Here is a 21,394-nt window from a genome sequence, read left to right on the forward strand (position 1 = left end):
TCGGTTGGCGGGTCATCGATGCCGGCGACTGGTCGGCCGACCGGCTGCACGAGGCGGTGACCGCGGCGGCGCGGCACACCTTCGACCTGACCACCGATATCCCACTGCGGGTCACCCTGTTCCGGGTGTCGCAGGACGACCACGTGCTGGTGACGGTGCTGCACCACATCGCCGCCGACGGGTGGTCGTTGCGGCCGCTGGTGGCCGATCTCAGCCTGGCCTATGCGGGCCGCTGCGTAGGCCAGGCGCCGGACTGGGAGCCGTTGGGTGTGCAGTACGTCGACTACACCCTGTGGCAGCGTGCGCAATTCGGCGATCTGCACGATGTCCACAGCCGGGTCGCCGCGCAGCTGAGCTACTGGGAGCAGGCGCTGGCCGGCCTGCCCGAGCGTCTCGAGCTGCCCACCGACCGGCCTTACCCGCTGATCGCCGACATGGCGGGCGCCACCGTCGCCGTGGACTGGCCGGTGGCACTGCAGGAGGCGATCGGGCGGGTCGCGCGTGAACACCACGCCACCGCCTTCATGGTCATCCAGGCGGCGCTGCTGGCCCTCATGTCCCGAGTCACCGCGAGTTCCGATGTGGCCGTGGGCTTCCCGATCGCCGGGCGCCGCGACCCGGCGCTCGATGACCTGGTCGGCTTCTTCGTCAACACCATGGTGCTGCGCGCCGACATGGCCGACGATCCCAGCTTCGCCGATCTGCTGGCGCAGGTGCGCAGCCGCAGCCTGGAGGCCTTCGAGAATCAGGACGTGCCGTTCGAGGTGCTGGTCGACAAGCTCAACCCGGCCCGCAGCCTGAGCCATCACCCGCTGGTCCAGGTGCTGCTGGCCTGGCAGAACTTCACCGGCGTGCACGACGCCGCCGGCGGACCCGGACTCAAGGGGGTCGACGTCACCTCGGTGCCGCTGACCACCCAGTCGGCCCGGATGGACCTGACGTTCTCACTGGCCGAACGCTGGACCGCGACCGGCGCACCCGCCGGGATCGGCGGTGAGGTCGAATACCGCACCGACGTGTTCGACGGTGACACCGTCGCCACCCTGATCGACCGGCTCGAACGGATGCTGACCGCCGCCACCGCCGACCCGCACCGGCCGGTGTCCACGGTCGGGCTGCTCGACGATGGTGAGCGGACCCGTCTGCACGACCTCGGCCACACCGCAGCCCTGGACGGCGCGCCAGACACGCCGGTGTCCTTGGCCGAGGCGTTCGCCGCCCAGGTCGCCCGGACCCCGGATGCGCCGGCACTGACCGACCCGCGCACCGACCGCACCTGGACCTACGCCGAACTCGACGACCTGTCGAACCGCTTGGCGCACCTGCTGTCCGCGCGCGGTGCCCGCGCCGGGCAGACCGTCGCGCTGTTGCTGCACCGCTCGGCCGAGGCGATCACCGCCATCCTCGCCGTGCTCAAGACCGGGGCCGCCTATCTGCCGATCGACCCGGCGCTGCCGTCGGCGCGTGTCGACTTCGTGCTCGCCGATGCACAACCGGTCGCCGTGCTCACCACCGCCGATCTGGCCGAACGGATCGAGGCGCCGGTCGTCCTCGATCTCGACGACCCGGCGCTGCACGCACAACCGGCCACGGTGCTGCCCGCGCCGGATCCCGGTGACATCGCCTACCTGATCTACACCTCGGGCACCACCGGTGTGCCCAAAGGTGTTGCCGTCACCCACCGCAACGTCATCGGCCTGCTGGGCGAGGCCGGTGACGCGCTGGCTCCCGCCGGGGTGTGGAGCCAGTGGCACTCACTGGCGTTCGACGTCTCGGTGTGGGAGATCTTCGGTGCGCTGCTGCGCGGCGGTCGGCTGGTGGTCGTGCCCGAATGGGTGGCCCGCTCGCCGGAGGACCTGCACACGCTGCTGGCCACCGAAAAGGTCACCGTGCTGACCCAAACCCCCTCGGCGGCATTGATGTTGACCCCGGACGGGCTGGACGTGACCACCCTGGTGGTCGCCGGTGAGGCCTGCCCGGCCGAACTCGTGAACCGCTGGGCCCCGCGGATCACGATGCTCAACGCGTACGGGCCCACCGAGGGCACCATCTACGCGACGGTCAGCGCGCCGCTGCGCGCCGAGACCGACACCGCCACCCGCGCGGTGCCGATCGGAGCCCCGGTGCCCGGGGCGGCATCCTTCGTCCTGGACTCCTGGCTGCGGCCGGTCCCGATCGGCGTCGTCGGCGAGTTGTACCTGGCGGGCACCGGCGTGGCCGCCGGCTACGTGCGCCGCGGTGAGCTGACCGCATCCCGTTTCGTGGCCTGCCCGTTCGGCGCACCCGGGGAGCGGATGTACCGGACCGGCGACCTGGTGCGCTGGGGCGCCGACGGTCAGTTGCAGTACCTGGGCCGCGCCGACGAGCAGGTCAAGATCCGCGGCTTCCGCATCGAACTCGGCGATGTGCAAACGGCGTTGGCGGCGCTGCCCGGTGTGCAGCAGGCCGTCGTGATCGCCCGTGAGGACCGACCCGGCGACAAGCGGCTGGTCGGCTACGTCGTCGGCGATGCCGACACCGCCGCCGCCCGCGAGGCCCTGGGCGCCCAGTTGCCCGGCTACATGGTGCCCGCGGCGATCGTGACGATCGACGCGCTGCCGCTGACCCCCAACGGCAAGCTGGACCGCCGCGCGCTGCCGGCGCCCAGCTACGACCAGCCCGACCGGTACCGGGCGCCGGGCAGCGCCGTCGAGGAGACACTCGCCGCCATCTACGCCGAGGTGCTCGGCCTGGAGCGGGTGGGTGTCGACGACTCGTTCTTCGAACTGGGCGGCGACAGCATCATGTCGATGCAGGCCGTGGCGCGAGCCCGGGCGGTCGGGCTGACCTGCCGGCCCCGCGACATATTCGTCGAGCAGACGGTGGCGCGGCTGGCCCGGGTGGTCGGCACCGCCGACGGCGCCGGTGAAATCGACGAGGGCGTGGGACCGGTGGTGGCCACCCCGATCATGCGCTGGCTCGACGGCGTCGACGGCCCGACCGACGAGTTCAACCAGACCGTGGTGCTGCAGGCGCCGTCCGCGGCCACCGAGGCCGATGTGCGAATCCTGTTGCAAGCCCTGCTCGATCGGCACGGCATGCTGCGCCTGCGCGCCGACGGAGCCGCCGTGCAGGTCCCCGAACCCGGCACCGTCGATGCCGCATCCTGTCTGCACGTCGTCGACGAGGTGTCCGAGGAAGCGGTGCTGGCCGCCCGCGCCGAACTCGACCCCGCCACCGGAGCGGTGCTGCGCGCGCTGTGGGCGCGCCACTCCGGTCAACTGGTGCTCATCGTGCACCACCTGGCTATCGACGGTGTGTCCTGGCGAATCCTGATCGAGGACATCAACATCGCCTGGGGTCAACACCATGGCGGGCAGAACGTCACGCTGCCGGTGACGGGGACATCGTTCGCCCGGTGGTCGCAGGTGCTGGCCGGGCACGCCCGGTCGGCCGAGGTGTCCGCCCACAGCGATACCTGGCGCCGCATCGCCGACACCCCCGCCGCCCTGCCCGCACCCGGTGCCGACACCTATGCCACCGCCGGACGATTGTCGGTGTCGTTGGACGACACCGATATCGTGCAGACCCTGCTGCGCGATGCGCCGGCCGCGTTCCATGCCGGTATCCACGACATCCTGCTGCTCGGCTTCGCGCTGGCCGCAGCGGAATTCGTCGGCCACACCCGCATCGCGATCGACGTCGAGGGTCACGGCCGCCACGAGGAACTGGCCGCCGATCTCGACCTGTCCCGCACCGTCGGCTGGTTCACCACGAAGTACCCGGTGGCCCTTGACGTTCCCGGCCTGACCTGGGCGCAGGTGCGTGCCGGTGACGCCGCATTGGGCGCGGTGCTCAAGGACGCCAAGGAACAGCTTCGTGCCCATCCGGACGGGCTCGGCTACGGTCTGCTGCGCTACCTGCACACCGACGTCGACCTCGACGGTGCCGAACCGCCCATCGGATTCAACTACCTGGGCCGCCTCGGCGGCGGGCCCGAACTCACCGGTGAACTGTGGCGGCCGGCCACCGACGGCTCGGCGGCCACCGCCGTCAGCACCGCGGTGCCGATGCCGCTCATGCACACCGTCGAACTCAACGCCGCGACCGTCGACACCGCCGACGGTCCACAACTGCACGCCAACTGGACCTGGGCGCCCTCGGTGCTCGACGACGATCAGGTCGCCCGGCTGAGCCGGTTGTGGTTCGAGGCGCTGCGCGGTATCGGCGCCCACGTGCGAGCCGGTGGCGGCGGGCTCACCCCGTCCGATATCGCGCCGGCCCGGTTGGCGCAGCACCAGATCGACGACCTGCAGCAGCGGTACCCGGTCGCCGACATCCTGCCGCTGACCCCGCTACAGCAGGGCCTGCTGTTCCACGCCACCACCGCCGAGGGCGCCGACCTGTATGCGGTGCAACTCGACCTCACCCTGGCCGGGGCGCTGGACACCGAGCGGTTGCGCGACGCCGTGCAGACCGTGATCGCCCGGCACCCGCATCTGGTCGCCCGGTTCGAGGAACGCTTCGACGAACCGGTCCAGGTCATCACCGCCGACCCCGAAATCGTCTGGCAGTTGGTCGAATCGGGCTCCGACGCCGAGATCGAGCGGCTGCGGGAGGCCGAACGCGCCGCGGTCTGCGCGCTGTCCGATCAGCCACCGCTGCGGGTGGCGCTGGTGCGCACCGGCACCGACCGGCACCGGCTCATCCTGACCAACCACCACATCGTGATGGACGGCTGGTCGCTGCCGATCCTGCTGCACGAGATCTTCGCCGCCTACCACGGCCGGCACCTGCCCGGCGCGGTGTCGTTCCGGTCGTTCGTGACCTGGCTGGCCGACCGCGACACCGACGCCGCGCGGACCGCCTGGGCGCAGGTACTGGCCGGGTTCGACACGCCGACACTGATCGGGCGTCAGAACCCGCAGGGCCGCCGCGAGGTGCGCTCGTTGCGGCTGTCCGCCGAAACCACGACGGCCATCGGAGAATTGGCGCGCACCCGGCAGACGACGGTCAACATCGTGCTGCAGAGCGCGTACGCACAACTGCTGATGCGGTTGACCGGACAACGCGATGTCGTGTTCGGCACCCCGGTGTCGGGCCGGCCGACCGATATGGCCGGCGCCGATGCCATGGTGGGTCTGATGATCAACACCGTGCCGGTGCGGGCGACCGTGCGCACCGACAGCACGGCGGCCGATCTGCTCGACCAGATGCGCGACGCGCACAACACCACCCTGGAACACCAGCATCTGGCGCTGGCCGAAATCCACCGCATCACCGGTCAGGACCGGCTGTTCGACACGATGTTCGCCTACGAGAACTACCCGCTGGGTGCGGCGGCCGCCGGCTTCGGCGACGCGCTGGCGATCACCGACTTCGACGCGCACGAACAGAACCACTATCCGTTGTCGGTGCAGGTGTCCCCGGGTGCCGAACTCGGCCTGCGCGTCGAATACGACACCGAGGTCTTCGGCGGCGCCGAGATCGACACGCTCATCGCACGATTCGAGCGGCTGCTGGCCGCGATGAGCGCCGACCCGGGCCGCGCGCTGGCCACCGTCGACCTGCTCGACGACGCCGAACACCGACGGCTGGACCGGTTCGCCCACCGGTCGGTGCTGACCGCGGCGCCGGCTGCGGCGTCGATCCCGGAACTGTTCACCGCGCAGGTGGCCCGCACCCCGGATGCGACGGCACTGACCTGCCCGGACCGCGAACCGATGACCTACCGCGAGTTGGACGCGGCCGCAAACCGGTTGGCGCACCTGCTCATCGGGCACGGCGCCGGGCCGGGGGAGTTCGTCGCACTGATGTTCGGCCGGCGCACCGAGGCGATCGTGGCGATCCTGGCGGTGCTCAAGACCGGTGCGGCCTACCTGCCGATCGATCCGGCCATGCCCGCCGAACGCCGCGATTTCATGCTCGCCGACACCGCACCCGTCGCCGCGGTCACCACCGGTGCGCTCGCCGACCGGTTCGGCACACTGCCGGTCATCGACAGCGCCGATCCGCGCATCGACACCCAACCCGACACGGCGCCGTCGCCGCCGTCCGCGGACGACCTGGCCTACGTCATCTACACCTCGGGCACCACCGGTGTCCCGAAGGGTGTTGTGGTGAACCACCGCAACGTCACCGGACAGTTCTCGTCGCCGGTCCTGGCGGGATCCCCGCAGCAGGTGTGGGCGCAATGCCACTCGTACGCCTTCGACTGGTCGGTCGGCGAGATCTGGGCGGCGCTGCTGCACGGCGGACGTCTGGTGGTGGTGCCCGAAACGATCACCGCCGCACCGGATGACTTCCACGATCTGCTGATCGCCGAACGGGTCACCGCGCTCGGCCAGACCCCGTCGGCGGCCGCCATGCTGGCGTCCGACGGCCTGGAGGACATGACGCTGCTGGTCGGCGGTGAGCCGTGCCAACGCGAGCTCGTCGATCGGTGGAGCGCCGGCGGCCGCACGCTGATCAACATCTACGGCCCCACCGAATCCACGGTGTACGCATCGTCGAGTACCTCGCTGACCCCCGGCGGCGCGATGCCCATCGGCGCACCCGTGCCGGGCGCGGCGACCTTCGTGCTCGACGAGTTCCTGCGGCCGGTGCCCACCGGAATGGTCGGCGAGTTGTACGTGGCCGGCACTGGTGTCGCCGTCGGCTACGGCCGCCGGCCCGCCCTGACCGGCACGCATTTCGTGCCGTGCCCGTTCGGTGAACCAGGACAGCGCATGTACCGCACCGGCGACCTGGCGCGCTGGAGCGCCGACGGGCAGCTGGAGTATCTGGGCCGCGCCGACGAGCAGGTCAAGATCCGCGGGTTCCGCATCGAACTCGGTGATGTGCGTACGGCTTTGGCTGCCTGCGACGGTGTCGAGCAGGCGGCCGTCATGGTCCGCGAGGACCAACCGGGCCACCAGCGGCTGATCGGTTACGTCACCGGCACCGCCGATCCGGCAACGGTGCGCACGGCGCTCAAGGAGCAGCTGCCCGGCTACATGGTGCCCGCGGCCGTCGTGGTGCTGGCCACGCTGCCGGTCACCGTCAACGGCAAGCTGGACACCCGGGCGCTGCCGGCACCGGAGTTCACCGGGGCCTACCGCGCTCCGGTCACCGCCACCGAGCAGGCGCTGGCCGAGGTGTTCGGCCGGATCCTGGGCCTGGACCCGGCGACGGTGTCTGCCGATGAGTCGTTCTTCGACCTCGGCGGTGACAGCATCGCCGCGATGCGTCTGGTCGCGGCCGTCAACGCCGCGCTGGACGCCGACCTGTCGGTCTCGGCGATCTTCGCCTCGCCGACGGTGGCCGCACTCGGTGCCCAGCTGGACGGCGGCACCGGCGGCGGGCAGCAGATCGCGGCGCTGCAGACCCTGCACAGTGGGACCGGCACTCCGGTGTTCACCCCGCACGCCGTCAGCGGTGTCAGCTGGCAGTACCAGGTGCTCGGCGGGGTGCTCGACGGTCCGGTCATCGGTGTGCAGCAGGTGCCCGACACGTCCTCGGCCTCGTTAGCCGAGCTGGCCGCCCGGCACGCCGACCGCATCCAGGTCGGTCATCCCGATGGCCCGTACCGGCTGCTGGGCTGGTCCTTCGGCGGGGTACTGGCCCACGCGGTGGCCGTGGAGTTGCAGCGCCGCGGCGCCGTCGTCGACCGGCTGATCCTGCTCGACGCCGAACCGACGCTGAGCGAGCACGCCGACACGAGGATCGACCGCCGTCAGGTGGACGACCTGCTGGCCGGACGCACCGAGATGGACCTCACCGACCTGGTCGAGACGATGTTGCACAACGTCGAGACCAATATCGAGCACTACCGGGTGCACGAGGCCGGGGTCTTCACCGGTGAGCTCGTGCTGTTCTCCGCCGAACTCGACGACGACACCGACCGTGCGGGCTATCTGCACCGCAGGTGGGCGCCGCATGTCGACGGGACGATTACCGTGCATGCGGTGGAGTGCACGCACCAGGACATGTTGTCCGCCGATGCCCTGGACCGCTACGGCCCGCGGCTGCGTGGGCTGCTCGGTGAGGCGCCGTGAAGCTGAGGTTCTCCCACACCCCATCCGAACCCGCCGAGCCCCGCACCGATGGCCGCCGTTGGACGGTCAACGGGTTCTTCGGGTTACTGGGCCGCGTCGTCGTGCGGCGCCCCTGGCTGGTGATCGCCACGTGGCTGGTGCTGGTGTCGGTTCTCGCCACGACCATCCCGCCGCTGATCCAACTGGCCAGCGACCGCGACCAGGAGATGCTGCCCAGCGACGCCGCGGTCATGGTCGCCACCAAGCAGATGACCGAGGACTTCGGCGAACCGGGCATCCAGAACATCGCCCTGGTGGTGCTGGTCAACGAGAACGGTCTCAGCGAGGCCGACGAGGAGGTCTACCGAAGACTCGTCGACCGGCTGCACGACAACCCGCGCGACGTCGTGATGGTGCAGGACTTCGTCAGCCAGCCGCCGCTGCGCGAGGTGTTCCAGAGCAAGGACGACAAGGCCTGGTTCATCCCCGTCGGCATCGTGGGCGAGCTGGGCTCACCGGAATCCACCGATGCGTATCAACGCGTGGTCGACGACGTCGAGCAGACGGTGGCCGGGTCGGACCTGACGCTGCACATGACCGGCCTGACCGCGACCGTCGCCGAACGCGAAGCGATCGGTCTGAAAGACCTCCGGTTGATCGAAACCGTCACCGTCGGTTTGGTGCTGATCATCCTGCTGGTGGTCTATCGCAGCATCGTCACGATGCTGCTGCCGCTGCTGACCATCTCCATCTCCCAGGTCGCCGCGGCGCAGTTCGTGGCGGCGCTGGCCGAGATGGGGCTGGCCATCTCGCAGCAGACGCTGGTGTTCATGTCGGCGATGATGATCGGCGCCGGCGTCGACTACGCCGTCTTCCTGATCAGTCGCTATCACGAGTATCTGCGCGCCGGGCTGGGACCCGATGAGGCCGTCGCCCAGGCCATCACCGCCATCGGCAAGGTGATCGCCGCGTCGGCGGCCACCGTGGCGGTCACCTTCCTCGGCATGGGTTTCACTACCCTGAAGGTGTTCTCCACCGCCGGGCCCGCGCTGGCGATATCGATCGTGGTGGCGTTCCTGTCCTCGGTGACCCTGCTGCCGGCGTTCCTGGTGCTCTGCGGGCGGCGCGGCTGGGCCAAACCGCGCCGCGAACTGACCCGGCAGTTCTGGCGGCGTTCGGCGGTGCGGATCGTGCGGCGCCCGACCGCGCATCTGGTCGGCAGCCTGCTGATCCTGGTGCCGTTGGCGCTGTGCGTGCTGGCGATGGACACCAGCTACGACGCGCGCACCGCGTTGCCGCCGTCGGCGGAGAGCAATGTCGGCATGGCCGCCATCGAGGAGCATTTCCCGGCCAGCATCACCGCACCGCAGTACATCTTCATCCAGTCACCGCACGATCTGCGCACCACCGAGGCGCTGGCAGATATGGAGCAGATGGCGCAGCGGGTCAGCCAGCTGCCCGATATCGAGACGGTGCGCGGTGTCACCCGGCCCACCGGTGAGCCGCTGGAACAGGCCACGCTGAGTTTCCAGGCCGGCGAGATCGGCAGCCGGCTGGCCGACGCGTCGGACAAGATCACCGAGAGCACCGATGCGCGTGCGCAATTGACCGGGGGAGCCGATCAGCTCGCCGAGAGCCTGGCCTCGGTGCGCTCCCAGCTGACGGAGGCGACGTCGGTGTTCGACGGGCTGAAGAAGACGATGTCGGATGTCCGCAATTCGCTGACCAACTCCGAGCTGCTGCCCCAGATGCCCGGCGGTCCGGTGGTGTCCGACGCGCAGAGTTTCAAGGAGTCGTTGGAGTTCACCCGGTTCGTGGTGCGCAGCCTGCAGAACAACCCGAACTGCGATATGGATCCGGCGTGCGCGGCCGACCGGGATCGCTGGCAGCGGGTGGTCGAGGTGCTCGACAAGGTGCAGCCCTCGCTGGACGCGGCCTCCAAGGTGCTCTCCACGCTCGGTTCCAGTGGTGCCGGCGGACTGCAGTCGCAGATCGCCCAGATCGACCAGGGCGCAACGGCATTGGCCGAGGGCAGCCGCCAGCTCGCCGAGGGAGTCAAGATGCTCGACGAGCAGACCGACGAACTGGGCAAGGGTCTGCTCGATGCGTCGGCGTTCCTGATGTCGATGAAGCGCAACGCCGATGATCCCGGCACCGCCGGGTTCTTCGTCTCACCGGAAATCCTGGACAACGAGCAGTTCCAGGATGTCGTGCAGGTGTTCATGTCACCGGACGGGCACTCGGCGCGCTATCTGATCGAGTCCGCGCTGGACCCGTATGACACCAACGCCATGGATCAGGTCAAGACCATCCTGAACACCGCGCGCGGGGCGCAGGCCAACACGGTGCTCGCCGACGCGTCGATCTCCATGTCGGGGATGACGCCGTACTACAGCGAACTGCGTGACTACTACGACCGGGACCTGCTGTTCATCGTGGTGATGACCGTGGCCGTGGTGTTCGTGATCCTGGTGCTGCTGCTGCGCGCGATCGTGGCGCCGCTGTATCTGGTTGTCTCGGTGATCATCTCGTGCCTGTCGGCGCTCGGCATCGGGGTGCTGGTGCTGCAGGTGATGGCCGATCAGCAGATCGCGGCGAGCACACCGGGATTGGCGTTCATCGTGTTGGTGGCCGTCGGTGCGGACTACAACATGTTGTTGATCTCGCGAATACGCGACGAGTCGCCACACGGCATCTCCTCGGGCGTGATCAAGACGGTGCGCGCGACCGGCAGCGTCATCACCTCGGCGGGCATGATCTTCGCCGCACCGATGCTGGCGATGTGTTTCTCCAGCATCAGTTCGATGGTGCAGGGCGGTTTCATCATCGGCATCGGCCTGCTGCTGGACACGCTGCTCGTGCGCACCCTGACGGTCCCGGCGCTGGCGGTGCTGGTGGGCAAGTACAACTGGTGGCCCTCGGGTCGGCGGGCGCGACGGGACCGGCCGTCACCGGCCGAGGATGAGCCGGTGCCCGTCGGGTAGTGCGTGGTGTCAGTCCGGTCGGGTAGTGCTGTGCTGGGCTGAGGTCAGGTAGGTCTGCGGGGGTGATTCTGCTGCGTGGTGTCAGTCCGGTCGGGCAACCGCGCGAGAAACTGAAGTCAGGTAGGCCCGATCAGCTCTTCGAGCGTCGGCGACGTCGGAACCGCCACACCTTGTACGTGATGAAGCCCGCGGTGAACAGCAGCACCATGGTCGGTCCACCGGCCGTCGTCGCCCCGTCCTCACCGGCCGGCGTCGGCCCCAGCGGACGGGGCTGCAGGGGCGCCTCCGGTGAATCCGCGAGCGCAACGCCGTCAACGGCGGAACTGTCGGTGCTCATATCGCCATCTCATATCGTGCGGCTGATCGGACGCAGACGCCTGCTGCGAGTTCTATCGTAGCCGCGCGCGAGATCCGGGCCGACGATGCTCAGATCATCGAGGTCCGGGGAATCTTCATCCCCAGCGCCAGCGCGCCGGCCAACTCGCGGGTGGTGTCGTAGTCGAACACCACATGCCCGGACAGGACGTCGACATCGCGTTTGTAGCGCTGCAGCGGGCTGGACAGGAAGTGGACGCTGGCCCCGCCGGCACCCATCAGGTCGGCGATGACCGCCCGGGACTCCGCGACGATGTGCGCCGCGGCCAGCCGGGCCTGCGCCCGCACCGGCCGCTCGACGCTGTCGCCGGTCAACACGATCGTCTCGATCTCGGCCACGGTGTCGGCGAGCAGACCGCGCAGCGCCCGCAACCGCACCTGCGCGCCCGCCAGGTGGGCCTGGGCGATCGGCTTGTCCTTCTGCATGACGCCCTCGTACGCCAGCACCCGTTCGGCCAGGCGTTGCGCGTACATCTCGGTGACCCGTTCGGCGCTGCCGAGGGCCGGCATGGCCGACAGCAGGGCCAGCGCCGGGACCATCGGCCAGCGATAGGTGGGACTGTCGTGCAACCCGGCGCCCGGCGCGGTTCCGGCGTAGATGTCGGTGACCTTGACCAGCCGGTGCTCAGGGACGAACACATCGGTGACGATGGCGTCGTTGGACCCGGTCGCGCGCATACCGTCGGTGTGCCAGACGTCCTCGACGGTGATATCGGCCGCCGGCAGCAGCGCCAGGGCGGGGTAGAGGCCGTCGTCCGGTCCGCACAGCGCGGCCACGATGATCCAGTTCGCGTGCATGAGGCCGGTGGCCCAGGACCAGCGGCCGGTCAGCCGGATACCTCCGTCGACGGGCAGCCCGCGCCCGGTGGGTGCCAGCGGGGCGGGCGCCAGGAAGGGCCGGTCGCTGAACGCCTCCTGCTGGGCTTGCTCGCCGAACAGCGCCAGCATCCAGTTGTGCAGCGCCAGGAAGCCGATCGTCCACGCGCTCGACGTGCAGCCGTGGGCCATCCGCCGGACCGGGTCCAGCAGCGCCGGGAATGGGGCCTGTACGCCTCCGTACGCCGCCGGAACCAACAGGTCGGTGAACCCGGACGCCGTCACGTCGGCGACCGTCGCATCGGGCAGCCGGCGCAGTGTCTCGGCCTCCTCGGCGCGCTGCGCCAGCGCCGCCACGAACTCATCGGTGATCAGGCCGCGGCCCGCGATCGTCGTCATGGTCCGAAAACTACCATACTTTTTAGTATGGAGAGCGGGTCAGTCGGCCAGCATCAGATCCAGGAAGCGCTCGCTCTGGGCCGTCATCCGGGCGTCGGGCGCCTCCCCGGACAGGTGCAGGAACCCGATGCCCACCGCGAACGTGGCGTTGGCGCGCAGGTCGGCCTCCTCGGCGGCGAAACCGGCATCCTCGAATGCCGTGCGGACCGCGGCCAGGATGCGGCGGTCGGCACCGCGCACGCTGTCGGCGACGGTGTCGTCGGTGCGGGCCCATTCGCGCATGGCGCGCTCCAGCGTCCAGTGCCGCGGGCTGACCAGCGAGGCCATCATCTGCGCCAACCGGTCCCGGGGCGGCAGGTCGACGACGGCGTCGATCTGGCGTCGATCGTCATCGCGCAGGTCGCGCCAACCCTCGATGAGTGCGCTGCGGTAGCTGGGCATACCGTCGAAGTGCCAATAGAAGCTGCCTTTGGTGACGCCCAGGCGCTGACACAGACGGTCGATTTTCAGCGATTTGAGACCGTCCTCAGCAAGGATCGCGTAGCCGGCCTGGAGCCAGTCGTCCGTGGTCAGACGGTTGCCGGACGGCGTGGGGGCGGACGTCATGAGCGGCAGCCTACGGCGGCACGCCGGTGACCCTGACTTTCTACACCCGCTGGCTGCATGTTTTACTGCAACCCGCGACAACTGAATTCTCGGTCCGCTCCACGATCCGATTCGGACTACGGGCGAGCGGACGCGGATACCGCAGTGCAACGACGCACTGCGGTATCTCTGGGTGACGGGGACATCGCGTCACCGAGGGTCGGGCGGGACCGTGAACAATTAGAGTTGGGAAGAAATTGATGCAGAACGTTGTAGGCCGGTGGTTGCGCCGGATCGGAGCCGCTGCCGCGGCCGCGCTGGTCGTGCCGGGCGCGATCGCCATTGCCGGTGAGACGGCCACAGCCGGTGCCTTCTCGCGCCCCGGTCTCCCGGTGGAGTACCTGATGGTGCCGTCGGCCGGCATGGGTCGCGACATCAAGATCCAGTTCCAGAGCGGTGGCGAGAACTCGCCGGCCGTGTACCTGCTGGACGGCCTGCGCGCGCAGGAGGACTTCAGCGGCTGGGACATCAACACCCAGGCCTTCGAGTGGTTCCTGGACTCCGGCCTGTCGGTCGTCATGCCCGTCGGTGGCCAGTCCAGCTTCTACGCCGACTGGTACGCCCCGGCCCGCAACAAGGGCCCGACCGTCACCTACAAGTGGGAGACCTTCCTGACCCAGGAGCTCCCGGCCTACCTGCAGGCCAACAAGGCCGTCAAGCCCACCGGCAGCGCCGCGATCGGTCTGTCGATGGCCGGTTCGGCCGCGCTGAACCTGGCCACCTGGCACCCCGGCCAGTTCGTGTACGCCGGTTCGATGTCGGGCTTCCTGAACCCCTCCGAGGGCTGGTGGCCGTTCCTGATCAACATCGCCATGGGTGACGCCGGCGGCTTCAAGGCCGACGACATGTGGGGCAAGACCGAGGATCCCAACAGCGGTTGGAAGCGCAACGACCCGATGGTCAACATCCCGACCCTGGTCGCCAACAACACCCGCCTCTGGGTCTACTGCGGTAACGGCAAGCCCAACGAGCTCGGTGGCGGCGACCTGCCCGCGACCTTCCTCGAGGACCTGACCATCCGCACCAACATCACCTTCCGCGACAACTACCTGGCCGCGGGCGGTAGCAACGGTGTGTTCAACTTCCCGGACAACGGCACGCACAACTGGGCGTACTGGGGCCGGGAGCTGCAGGCCATGCTGCCGGATCTGCAGCGGGTCCTGGGCGCGTAACGCCCACAGCGACAACGGAAATCCCCCCGAGGCCTCTGCCACGGGGGGATTTTCTTTTCCGCGGTATGGGGCGGTATGGGGCCACGGCAGACGACGCGCCCACCCAGCAGAACGCCCGCCCGGTATTGCCCTGACCGAAGTCGGGGCGCCCGGGCGGGCGGTTGTGTGCTGTCTGCCGGCTACGCCGGCTCGGACTACCTCAGCTCGGACTACTTCAGTTCGGCCGAGGACAGCCCGAGCAGGCGGCGGGCGACCACCAGCTGCTGGATCTGCTGGGTGCCCTCGAAGATGTCCAGAATCTTCGAGTCGCGGGCCCACTTCTCCAGCAGCGACTGCTCCGAATAGCCCACCGTGCCGGCCATCTCGACGGCCTTGAGCGTGATATCGCTGCCGACGCGAGCGGCCTTGGCCTTACCCATCGAGGCCTCTTTGGAGTTCGGGATCTTGTTGTCGGCCTGCCAGGCCGACCGTACGGTCAGCAGGTAGCCGGACTCCCACTCGGCCTCCATGCGCAGGAACTCCGCGGCGGCCGCACTCTGGGCGTGGGCCGGCTTATCGTAAGAGATCTCCACACCGGCCTCGGTGAGGATGACCCGCAGTTCCTCCAGCGCGGCGCGGGCGACGCCGACGGCCATCGCCGCGACGATCGGGCGGGTGTTGTCGAAGGTCTCCATGACCCCGCCGAAACCCTTGTCGGTCTTGACTTCCGGGTCCCCGAGCAGGTTCTCCTTGGGGATGCGGGCATTCTCGAAGCGGATGGCCGCGGTGTCGGAGGCCTTGATGCCGAGCTTGTGTTCCAGGCGTTCCACGGTCACACCGGGGTGTTCACGCGGCACGATGAACGACTTGATGGCGGCGCGGCCCAGCGACTTGTCCACCGTCGCCCACACCACGATGTGGCTGGCCCGCGACCCGGCGGTGACGTAGATCTTCTCGCCGTTGATGACGTACTCGTCACCGTCGAGCACCGCGGTGGTGGTCACCGCCGCCGAGTCGGACCCGAAGCCCGGCTCCGTGATGGCCATCGAGGCCCACACCTTGCCGAGCCGTTCAAGCTGTTCCTTGGTCGCCACGCTGGAGATGGCGGCGTTGCCCAGGCCCTGATAGGGGATCGACAGCAGCAGCGCGACATCACCCCAGGACACCTCGAGCGCGTTGACCAGTGCGGACATGTTGGCGCCGTTGACGTTGGTCTTACCGTCGACGTCACCGCCGCCGACCCCGTCGGCGCCGGCGAACGAGATGGTCTTGGCCGCCGAGATACCCTCGAAAAGCGTTGCCAGGGTGTCCAGTTCGACGGGGTAGGCATGCTCGGACAGGTCGTACTTGCGGGAGATGGGCCGCAGCATCTCGGCTGCGCCCTGGTGTCCCTTTTCGATGACGGCCCGCAGCTTGCGGGGCATTTCCAGATTGATTGCCATGATCTTTCAACCTCCCTAGAGAACGACGACACCCTCGGCGACACCGAGTGCCCGCAGATCGCGGTACCAACGTTCGACCGGGTGTTCCTTGGTGTAGCCGTGGCCACCCAGCAGCTGCACGCCGTCCAGGCCGATCTGCATGCCCTTGTCGGTGGCGATACGCTTGGCCAGCGCGGCCTCGCGCGCGAACGACAGCCCCTGCTCGGCGCGGGAGGCGCCGCGCCAGGTGATCAGTCGCAGGCCGTCGAGTTCGATGGCGATGTTGGCGGTCATGAACGCCACCGCCTGCCGGTGCGCGATCGGTTCGCCGAACGCGGTGCGCTCCTTGATATAGGGGACGACGTAGTCGAGCACCGCATGTGAGGTGCCGACCGCCAATGCGGCCCAACCCAATCGGGAGTAGGCGATGGCCTCGGAGTAGTCCTGGGCGTAGTCCTGGTCGGTTCGGTCGCCATCACCGAGGCGGTTGTGCAGCGGCACGGCGACATCGTCGAGGGCGATGCGGCCGAGTGCGGCGGCCCGCACACCCATCGACGGGTCGGCCTCGACGGTCAAACCCGCACTTGAGGATTCGACGATGAACAAGGCCGGCTTACCGTTGAGCTGAGCGGCGATGATGAACAGCTCGGCGTCCGCGGCGGCGGGCACCAGCGATTTCACGCCGGAGAGCCGGTAACCGCCCGGGGTGCGCACGGCCGTGGTTTTCAGGGCGGTCGGGTCGAACAGCGCGTGCGGTTCCACGATGGCCAGGCAGGCCTGCGGCACCTTCTCACCGGCGAACTCGGGCAGGTAGGTGGCCTGCTGGTCGGCGCTGCCCCAGTGCGTCAGCGCCGAGGCGACGCCGCCGGGCGCCAGGATCGGCAGGGCCAGACCCATATCGCCGTAGGCCAGCGCCTCGGCCACCAGCGCGCCGGTGATGGTGCTGCGGTGTTCGGCGATCCCGTCGAAGTTCTCCGGGATGTTCAGCGAGGTGACACCGATCTCGGCGGCCTTGGCGATCAGGTCGGCCGGATAGGTGGCGGCCGCGTCGGCGTCGTGTGCTGCCGGGCGCAGGATCTCCTCGGCGAACTCGGCGACCGTCTCGACGATCATCTTCTGGTCGTCATCGGGGGTCAGGTCGAAGTAGTCGGACTCCTTGGGCGCGAGCCGGGTGGGGGAGCCGCCGATGTTCTGGATCCGCTTGAACTGACGGTTGCCGGCGCCGATCGCCGAGAACGCCGTCTTCACTCCGTAGCGGATGCCCTTGTTCAGCGGGTCACGCAGTCCGTAGCGGTCCAGGAATTCCTGGCCGACCAACGGCGTCAACAACGCGATACCGATATCGGTGGCGGTGCGCTTGTGTTTCTGCAGTCCGACGGCGCTCTCGTGACCGGCGCGCTTCGAACGGGATTCGAGTTGGGTCATCACAGCCTCGCATGGTGGGGTCAGTGCGTCAGACGCTATCTTACTCCAGAGTAAGATAGCGGGAGGCTGTAACCAACGTCACACGACGGCGAGCCGGGCGCGCACCGCGTCGTGCAGCAGGCCGTTGGTGGCCAGCGCGCTGCCGCCGTGCGGGCCGGGTTGACCGTCGACGCTGGTGAAGGTGCCGCCGGCCTCGCGGATCAGGATGTCCAACGGCGCGATGTCCCAGACCTTGACCTCGGGTTCGCAGGCGATGTCGACCGCGCCCTCGGCCACCAGGCAGTAGGACCAGAAGTCGCCGTAGGCGCGCACCCGCCACACCGCGTCGGTCAGCGCCACGAACTGTTCGCGGCGGTCATCCCAACCGGTGGTCAGATCCGAATACGACAGGCTCGCCGCGTCCAGGTCAGCGACGCCGGACACCTGGATGCGCCGTTCGCGTCCGGCGAACGAGGTGTGCGCGCCCAGGCCGTGGCCGGCCCACCAGCGTCGGCTCAGCGCCGGCGCGCTGACGACGCCGACGGTCGGTACGCCGTCGCAGATGAGCGCGATCAGGGTGCACCACACCGGCACCCCGCGGACGAAGTTCTTGGTGCCGTCGATGGGGTCGATGACCCACACCCGGCCGGTGGAAACCGTTGCGCCGCCGAACTCTTCACCGAACACGTTGTCCTCGGGGCGGGCCGTCGCCAACGCCGCGCGCAGCGTCTCCTCGGCGCCCTTGTCGGCATCGGTGACCGGTGTCAGGTCCGGTTTGGTCTCGATCGTCAGGTCCAGTGCGCCGAACCGATCCATGGTCAGGGCGTCGGCCTGATCGGCGAGTTGCAGGGCGAGGGCGAGATCGTCGGAAACGTCGGGCATGCCCGCATGCCTACCATGGCGGTGTGGTCGAATTCGCGATGATCCTGCTGATGGTCGGTGCGCTGGTCTTGATTGCGGCGCCGTGGATCCGTAAGCGCGCCGCCGCGGGCGGGTCGGGCCGGCCCGGCGGCGCTCCTTCCAACATGGCACCCGGCACGCTGCTGGTGACCGGGGTGAGCCCGCGGCCCGACGAGGTCGGCGAGCAGTTCGTCACCATCAGCGGCGTGATCAACGGCCCGACGGTCAACGAGCACGTGGTCTATCAGCGGATGGTCGTCGACGTCGACCAGTGGCCCACCATCGGCCAGTTGATCGACGTCGTCTACTCGCCGAAGAACCCCGACAAGTGGGGTTTCGCGCCGCCGGACGCGCCGCCACCGGACTATCCGCCCCCGCCGCCGCCCAGCTACCCGCCGCCGCCCAACAACTGAGAGGCCGCACGTCCCGTGCCGCAACCCCTTCCCGCCGGTCTGCTGGACCTGCTGCGCAAACCGAGCCCCTGTTTCGTGGCGACGCTGATGCCCGACGGCTCGCCGCAACTGACCGAGACGTGGGTACACACCGACGGTGAGCACATCGTGCTCAACATCGTCGGCGGATCGCAGAAGGACCGGAACCTCAGCCGCGATCCGCGGATCGCGATCAACATCGCCGATCCCGATGACATCCGGCGTTTCTACGCCGTCCGGGGCCGGGTGGCGGCCAGCACGGCCGAGGGCGGGCACGAGAGCATCCACGAGATCTCGCAGAAGTACCTGGGCATGCCGTATCCGTACTTCAGCGGCAACCCAGACGAGACGCGGCTGATCCTCACCATCGAGGCCGACAGGATCACGCCCCCGCCGGGCGAATAGGGCCGGCACGCTCCTTATCCCACGAGATTGCGGTTGTCGGCGGAAAGTGCGCGAGCGGAGGTCGATAACGGCAATCTCGCGACAAGCCGTGCGACGGCAGGGTGCGGCGGTCGTAGCTTCCCGTCCCAACCCCGCGAGATGAGCGCACGATAGGCGCTCACCAGAAGCTCGCCGTCACTGTCCTCCTTGACCGCACGCAGTGGGTTCCAGCCTCTGCGTTCGACCAACGGCAGCACCCGGAGGTCCTTCAGGTACTGGAAGCGGTCGGTCTGATGTTGACCTCCGTCGTACTCGACCGCGACCTTCCACTGCTCCCAACCCATATCGAGCTTGCGCAGCAGGCGCCTACCGTCGTAGACGGCGATTTGGGTGGTCGGCTTCGGAAAGCCGGCGTCGAGGAACAGCAACCGCAACCTGGTCTCCTGTGGCGACGCCGCCCCTCCGTCGACGAGGGGCAGTAGCTCGCGGACCTGTGTGATCCCGCGTGCTCCGCGGTAGCGATCTGCCAGTGCGAGGACGTCTTGCGGACGAAAGGCGTAGGCATACTGCAGTGCGTCGAGTCTGGCGAGCGCCGTTCCGCGTGGTTGAAACCGGGCCAGGTCGAAAGCGGTCCGGGCGGGTGTCGTCAGGCGAACACAGTTGTCGACCATGATCTCGTCGGGTGCCAGGCGATCACGGCGGACGATGATCCCCGGCGGCGGACGGCTGACGTTCCAGATCATCTCGATGGGGATGTCATCGTCGATCCAGCGGGCGCCGAGCAACGCCGAGGCCGCGACACCGGCAACCACGCCCTCGCGTCGGGTGCGCAACCAGGCGCCCTCGATACGTTCCGTCAGCGTCAGCCGATGGCCGCGCGGCTTGTAGATGTCGCGGTGTACGCGGTCATAGCCGCGGCGCAGGTCATTCTCTGTGACGGTGCCGGCTGCGCGGGCCTGACTGCCGACGATCAACTTCCTCATGTCCGGATGCTGCATCCAGCCACCGACACCGATCGGCCAGATTGCGCTTATCAATCAAAAGTGCGAGAGACGCTGTGGATAACGGCAATCTCGCGGCACCCGCCGACAGCCTCAGCCGTGCGCGATCCCCAGCAGCTTCTCGACGTTGGCCACCTTGACCCGCGGCCGGTGCTGCGCCTCGCCGACCGCGCGCTCGTGCGCGTCGATGCGCTGCCAGTGCGCGTCGGTGACCAATTTCGGCTGACGCGACAACACCCAGTCGTGCAACTCCTGGGCGTGGCCCTCGTCGAACGCCGGCTCGCCCAGATCGTTCAGCAATGTCTCGACGGTGTCGGCGGAGTCCTTCTTGTTCGACCCGATCACCCCGGACGGCCCACGCTTGATCCAGCCGACCACGTACTCGTTGCGGCTGCCGTCCACCCGCCCGTCGGTGTGCGGGATGGTGCCGGAGCGCTCGTCGAACGGCAGCCCGTCAACGGCGACCCCGCGATAGCCGACGGCGCGCACCACCAACTGCACCGGCAGTTCCTCGCGCTCGCCGGTGTCCTTGGCCACCACCCGGCCGCCCTCGTCGACAAGTTCGTTGCGGCCCAACACGATCGACTCGACCTTGTCCGAGCCCTTGATCTCGATCGGCGACGTCGCGAAGCGGAACACCACCCGCCGCTGGGCACCCTCGGGTTCCAGTTCGGCGTACTCGCGCAGCACCTTGATATTGGTGCGCACGGTCTTGTCGGCGGCCGCCAGGTCGTCATCGGTGATGCCGTCGAAATCGGCCCGCTCGACCACGATGTCCACCTCGGCCATCTGCTCCATGTGCCCGAGTTCGCGCAGCTCCATCGTCGTGAACGGCGCCTGCAGCGGACCGCGCCGGCCCACGACGATCACCTCCTGCACCGCGCGTGTGCCCAGCTGATCCAGCGCGTGGTCGGCGATATCGGTCTGCGCCAGGATCTGCGGCTCACTGATCAGGATCCGCGCCACGTCCAACGCGACGTTGCCGTTGCCGATCACCACGGCGCGCTGCACGTTCAGATCGGGTGCGGTCTCCTCGAAATGCGGATGCCCGTTGTACCACCCGACGAAGTCCACCGCCGACACGCTGCCCGGCAGATCCTCACCGGGGATGTTGAGCACCCGGTCGGCCTGCGCGCCGATCGCGTAGATCACCGCGTCATAGCGCTCGGAGAGCTCGGCGGCGTGCACGTGCTCGCCGACGGCGACATTGCCGAAATAGCGGAACCGCGGATCGTCGGCGGTCTTGGCGAACTGCGCGCTGATCGACTTGATCTTCGGATGATCGGGCGCCACGCCGGAGCGCACCAGGCCCCAGGGAGTCGGCAGCATCTCGATCATGTCGATCAGCACATCGGCATCTGACTTCAACAGCGATGCGGCGGCGAAGAACCCGGACGGGCCGGAGCCGACTATCGCCACGTGGTACGGGCGCATGCATGGCCTTTTCGTGAGGCTGACCGGCGGCGCGCAAGGGGCTGTCGCGTCGTCG

Annotated in this window: 13 protein-coding genes (1 of these 13 only partly in view); 5 read left to right on the forward strand and 8 right to left on the reverse strand. The window is 68.8% G+C overall.

Annotated features, from left to right (window positions below):
- Positions 1-8,015: the final stretch of a non-ribosomal peptide synthase/polyketide synthase gene (locus ACWDUN_RS00300; protein ID WP_449926122.1), read on the forward strand. It extends 22,927 nt beyond the left edge of the window; 8,015 of the gene's 30,942 nt are visible here — the last part of the coding sequence; its start codon lies off the left edge, out of view; it ends in the stop codon at positions 8,013-8,015.
- Complete coding sequence (locus ACWDUN_RS00305; RefSeq protein ID WP_449923000.1) at positions 8,012-10,978, forward strand: MMPL/RND family transporter; 2,967 nt, start codon at positions 8,012-8,014, stop codon at positions 10,976-10,978. Before ACWDUN_RS00300 ends, ACWDUN_RS00305 begins: the two co-directional genes overlap by 4 nt.
- A gap of 130 nt (positions 10,979-11,108) precedes the next feature.
- On the opposite strand, the gene ACWDUN_RS00310 is transcribed toward ACWDUN_RS00305, so the two are convergent.
- From ACWDUN_RS00310 to ACWDUN_RS00320, 3 genes are all read right to left on the reverse strand, one after another.
- Positions 11,109-11,315, reverse strand: coding sequence for a hypothetical protein (locus ACWDUN_RS00310; RefSeq protein ID WP_449923003.1), 207 nt, complete (start codon positions 11,313-11,315; stop codon positions 11,109-11,111).
- A gap of 89 nt (positions 11,316-11,404) precedes the next feature.
- A complete protein-coding gene (locus ACWDUN_RS00315) occupies positions 11,405-12,568 on the reverse strand; it encodes an acyl-CoA dehydrogenase family protein (protein WP_449923006.1) in 1,164 nt (387 codons plus the stop codon).
- Between the two features lie 39 nt (positions 12,569-12,607).
- Complete coding sequence (locus tag ACWDUN_RS00320; protein ID WP_449923008.1) at positions 12,608-13,174, reverse strand: TetR/AcrR family transcriptional regulator; 567 nt, start codon at positions 13,172-13,174, stop codon at positions 12,608-12,610.
- A 239-nt stretch (positions 13,175-13,413) separates the two neighbouring features.
- Between ACWDUN_RS00320 and ACWDUN_RS00325 the strand changes: the two genes are divergently transcribed.
- Positions 13,414-14,385: an esterase family protein gene (locus ACWDUN_RS00325; RefSeq protein ID WP_449923011.1), complete on the forward strand. Its 972-nt coding sequence runs from the start codon at positions 13,414-13,416 to the stop codon at positions 14,383-14,385.
- A 209-nt stretch (positions 14,386-14,594) separates the two neighbouring features.
- Here ACWDUN_RS00325 and ACWDUN_RS00330 read toward each other — a convergent pair whose 3' ends face one another.
- From ACWDUN_RS00330 to hisN, 3 genes are all read right to left on the reverse strand, one after another.
- The gene (locus ACWDUN_RS00330; protein WP_449923014.1) at positions 14,595-15,806 is read right to left on the reverse strand and encodes an acyl-CoA dehydrogenase family protein; all 1,212 of its coding nucleotides are present in this window, start codon (positions 15,804-15,806) and stop codon (positions 14,595-14,597) included.
- Positions 15,807-15,821: 15 nt separating this feature from the next.
- Complete coding sequence (locus ACWDUN_RS00335; protein ID WP_449926124.1) at positions 15,822-17,210, reverse strand: acyl-CoA dehydrogenase family protein; 1,389 nt, start codon at positions 17,208-17,210, stop codon at positions 15,822-15,824.
- Between the two features lie 78 nt (positions 17,211-17,288).
- Positions 17,289-18,071 (reverse strand): histidinol-phosphatase, encoded by a 783-nt coding sequence (hisN, locus tag ACWDUN_RS00340; protein WP_449923017.1) that lies wholly within the window; start codon positions 18,069-18,071, stop codon positions 17,289-17,291.
- 23 nt (positions 18,072-18,094) lie between these two features.
- Here hisN and ACWDUN_RS00345 point away from each other — a divergent pair, with 23 nt between their 5' ends.
- Together ACWDUN_RS00345 and ACWDUN_RS00350 are read left to right on the forward strand one after the other, a co-directional pair.
- Positions 18,095-18,502 carry a hypothetical protein gene (locus ACWDUN_RS00345; RefSeq protein WP_449923020.1) on the forward strand — a complete coding sequence of 136 codons (408 nt, stop codon included), beginning with the start codon at positions 18,095-18,097 and terminating at the stop codon, positions 18,500-18,502.
- A gap of 15 nt (positions 18,503-18,517) precedes the next feature.
- On the forward strand, positions 18,518-18,925 hold the full coding sequence (locus tag ACWDUN_RS00350) for a PPOX class F420-dependent oxidoreductase (protein ID WP_449923022.1): 408 nt from the start codon (positions 18,518-18,520) through the stop codon (positions 18,923-18,925).
- Between the two features lie 14 nt (positions 18,926-18,939).
- Here ACWDUN_RS00350 and ACWDUN_RS00355 read toward each other — a convergent pair whose 3' ends face one another.
- Together ACWDUN_RS00355 and ACWDUN_RS00360 are read right to left on the reverse strand one after the other, a co-directional pair.
- Positions 18,940-19,887: a hypothetical protein gene (locus ACWDUN_RS00355; RefSeq protein WP_449923023.1), complete on the reverse strand. Its 948-nt coding sequence runs from the start codon at positions 19,885-19,887 to the stop codon at positions 18,940-18,942.
- A 111-nt stretch (positions 19,888-19,998) separates the two neighbouring features.
- Positions 19,999-21,339, reverse strand: a complete 1,341-nt coding sequence (locus ACWDUN_RS00360) for an FAD-dependent oxidoreductase (RefSeq protein WP_449923025.1) — start codon at positions 21,337-21,339, stop codon at positions 19,999-20,001.
- Positions 21,340-21,394: the final 55 nt, after the last annotated feature.

It is taken from the genome of Mycobacterium sp. NPDC003323, assembly GCF_053589535.1.

What these genes read in the sequence shown, in the direction of transcription:
- ACWDUN_RS00310 (WP_449923003.1), bottom strand. Translation starts at nt 11,315, where the DNA reads ATGAGCACCGACAGTTCCGCCGTTGACGGCGTTGCGCTCGCGGATTCA.
- ACWDUN_RS00315 (WP_449923006.1), bottom strand. Translation starts at nt 12,568, where the DNA reads ATGACGACGATCGCGGGCCGCGGCCTGATCACCGATGAGTTCGTGGCG.
- ACWDUN_RS00320 (WP_449923008.1), bottom strand. Translation starts at nt 13,174, where the DNA reads ATGACGTCCGCCCCCACGCCGTCCGGCAACCGTCTGACCACGGACGAC.
- ACWDUN_RS00325 (WP_449923011.1), top strand. Translation starts at nt 13,414, where the DNA reads ATGCAGAACGTTGTAGGCCGGTGGTTGCGCCGGATCGGAGCCGCTGCC.
- ACWDUN_RS00330 (WP_449923014.1), bottom strand. Translation starts at nt 15,806, where the DNA reads ATGGCAATCAATCTGGAAATGCCCCGCAAGCTGCGGGCCGTCATCGAA.
- ACWDUN_RS00335 (WP_449926124.1), bottom strand. Translation starts at nt 17,210, where the DNA reads ATGACCCAACTCGAATCCCGTTCGAAGCGCGCCGGTCACGAGAGCGCC.
- hisN (WP_449923017.1), bottom strand. Translation starts at nt 18,071, where the DNA reads ATGCCCGACGTTTCCGACGATCTCGCCCTCGCCCTGCAACTCGCCGAT.
- ACWDUN_RS00355 (WP_449923023.1), bottom strand. Translation starts at nt 19,887, where the DNA reads ATGAGGAAGTTGATCGTCGGCAGTCAGGCCCGCGCAGCCGGCACCGTC.
- ACWDUN_RS00360 (WP_449923025.1), bottom strand. Translation starts at nt 21,339, where the DNA reads ATGCGCCCGTACCACGTGGCGATAGTCGGCTCCGGCCCGTCCGGGTTC.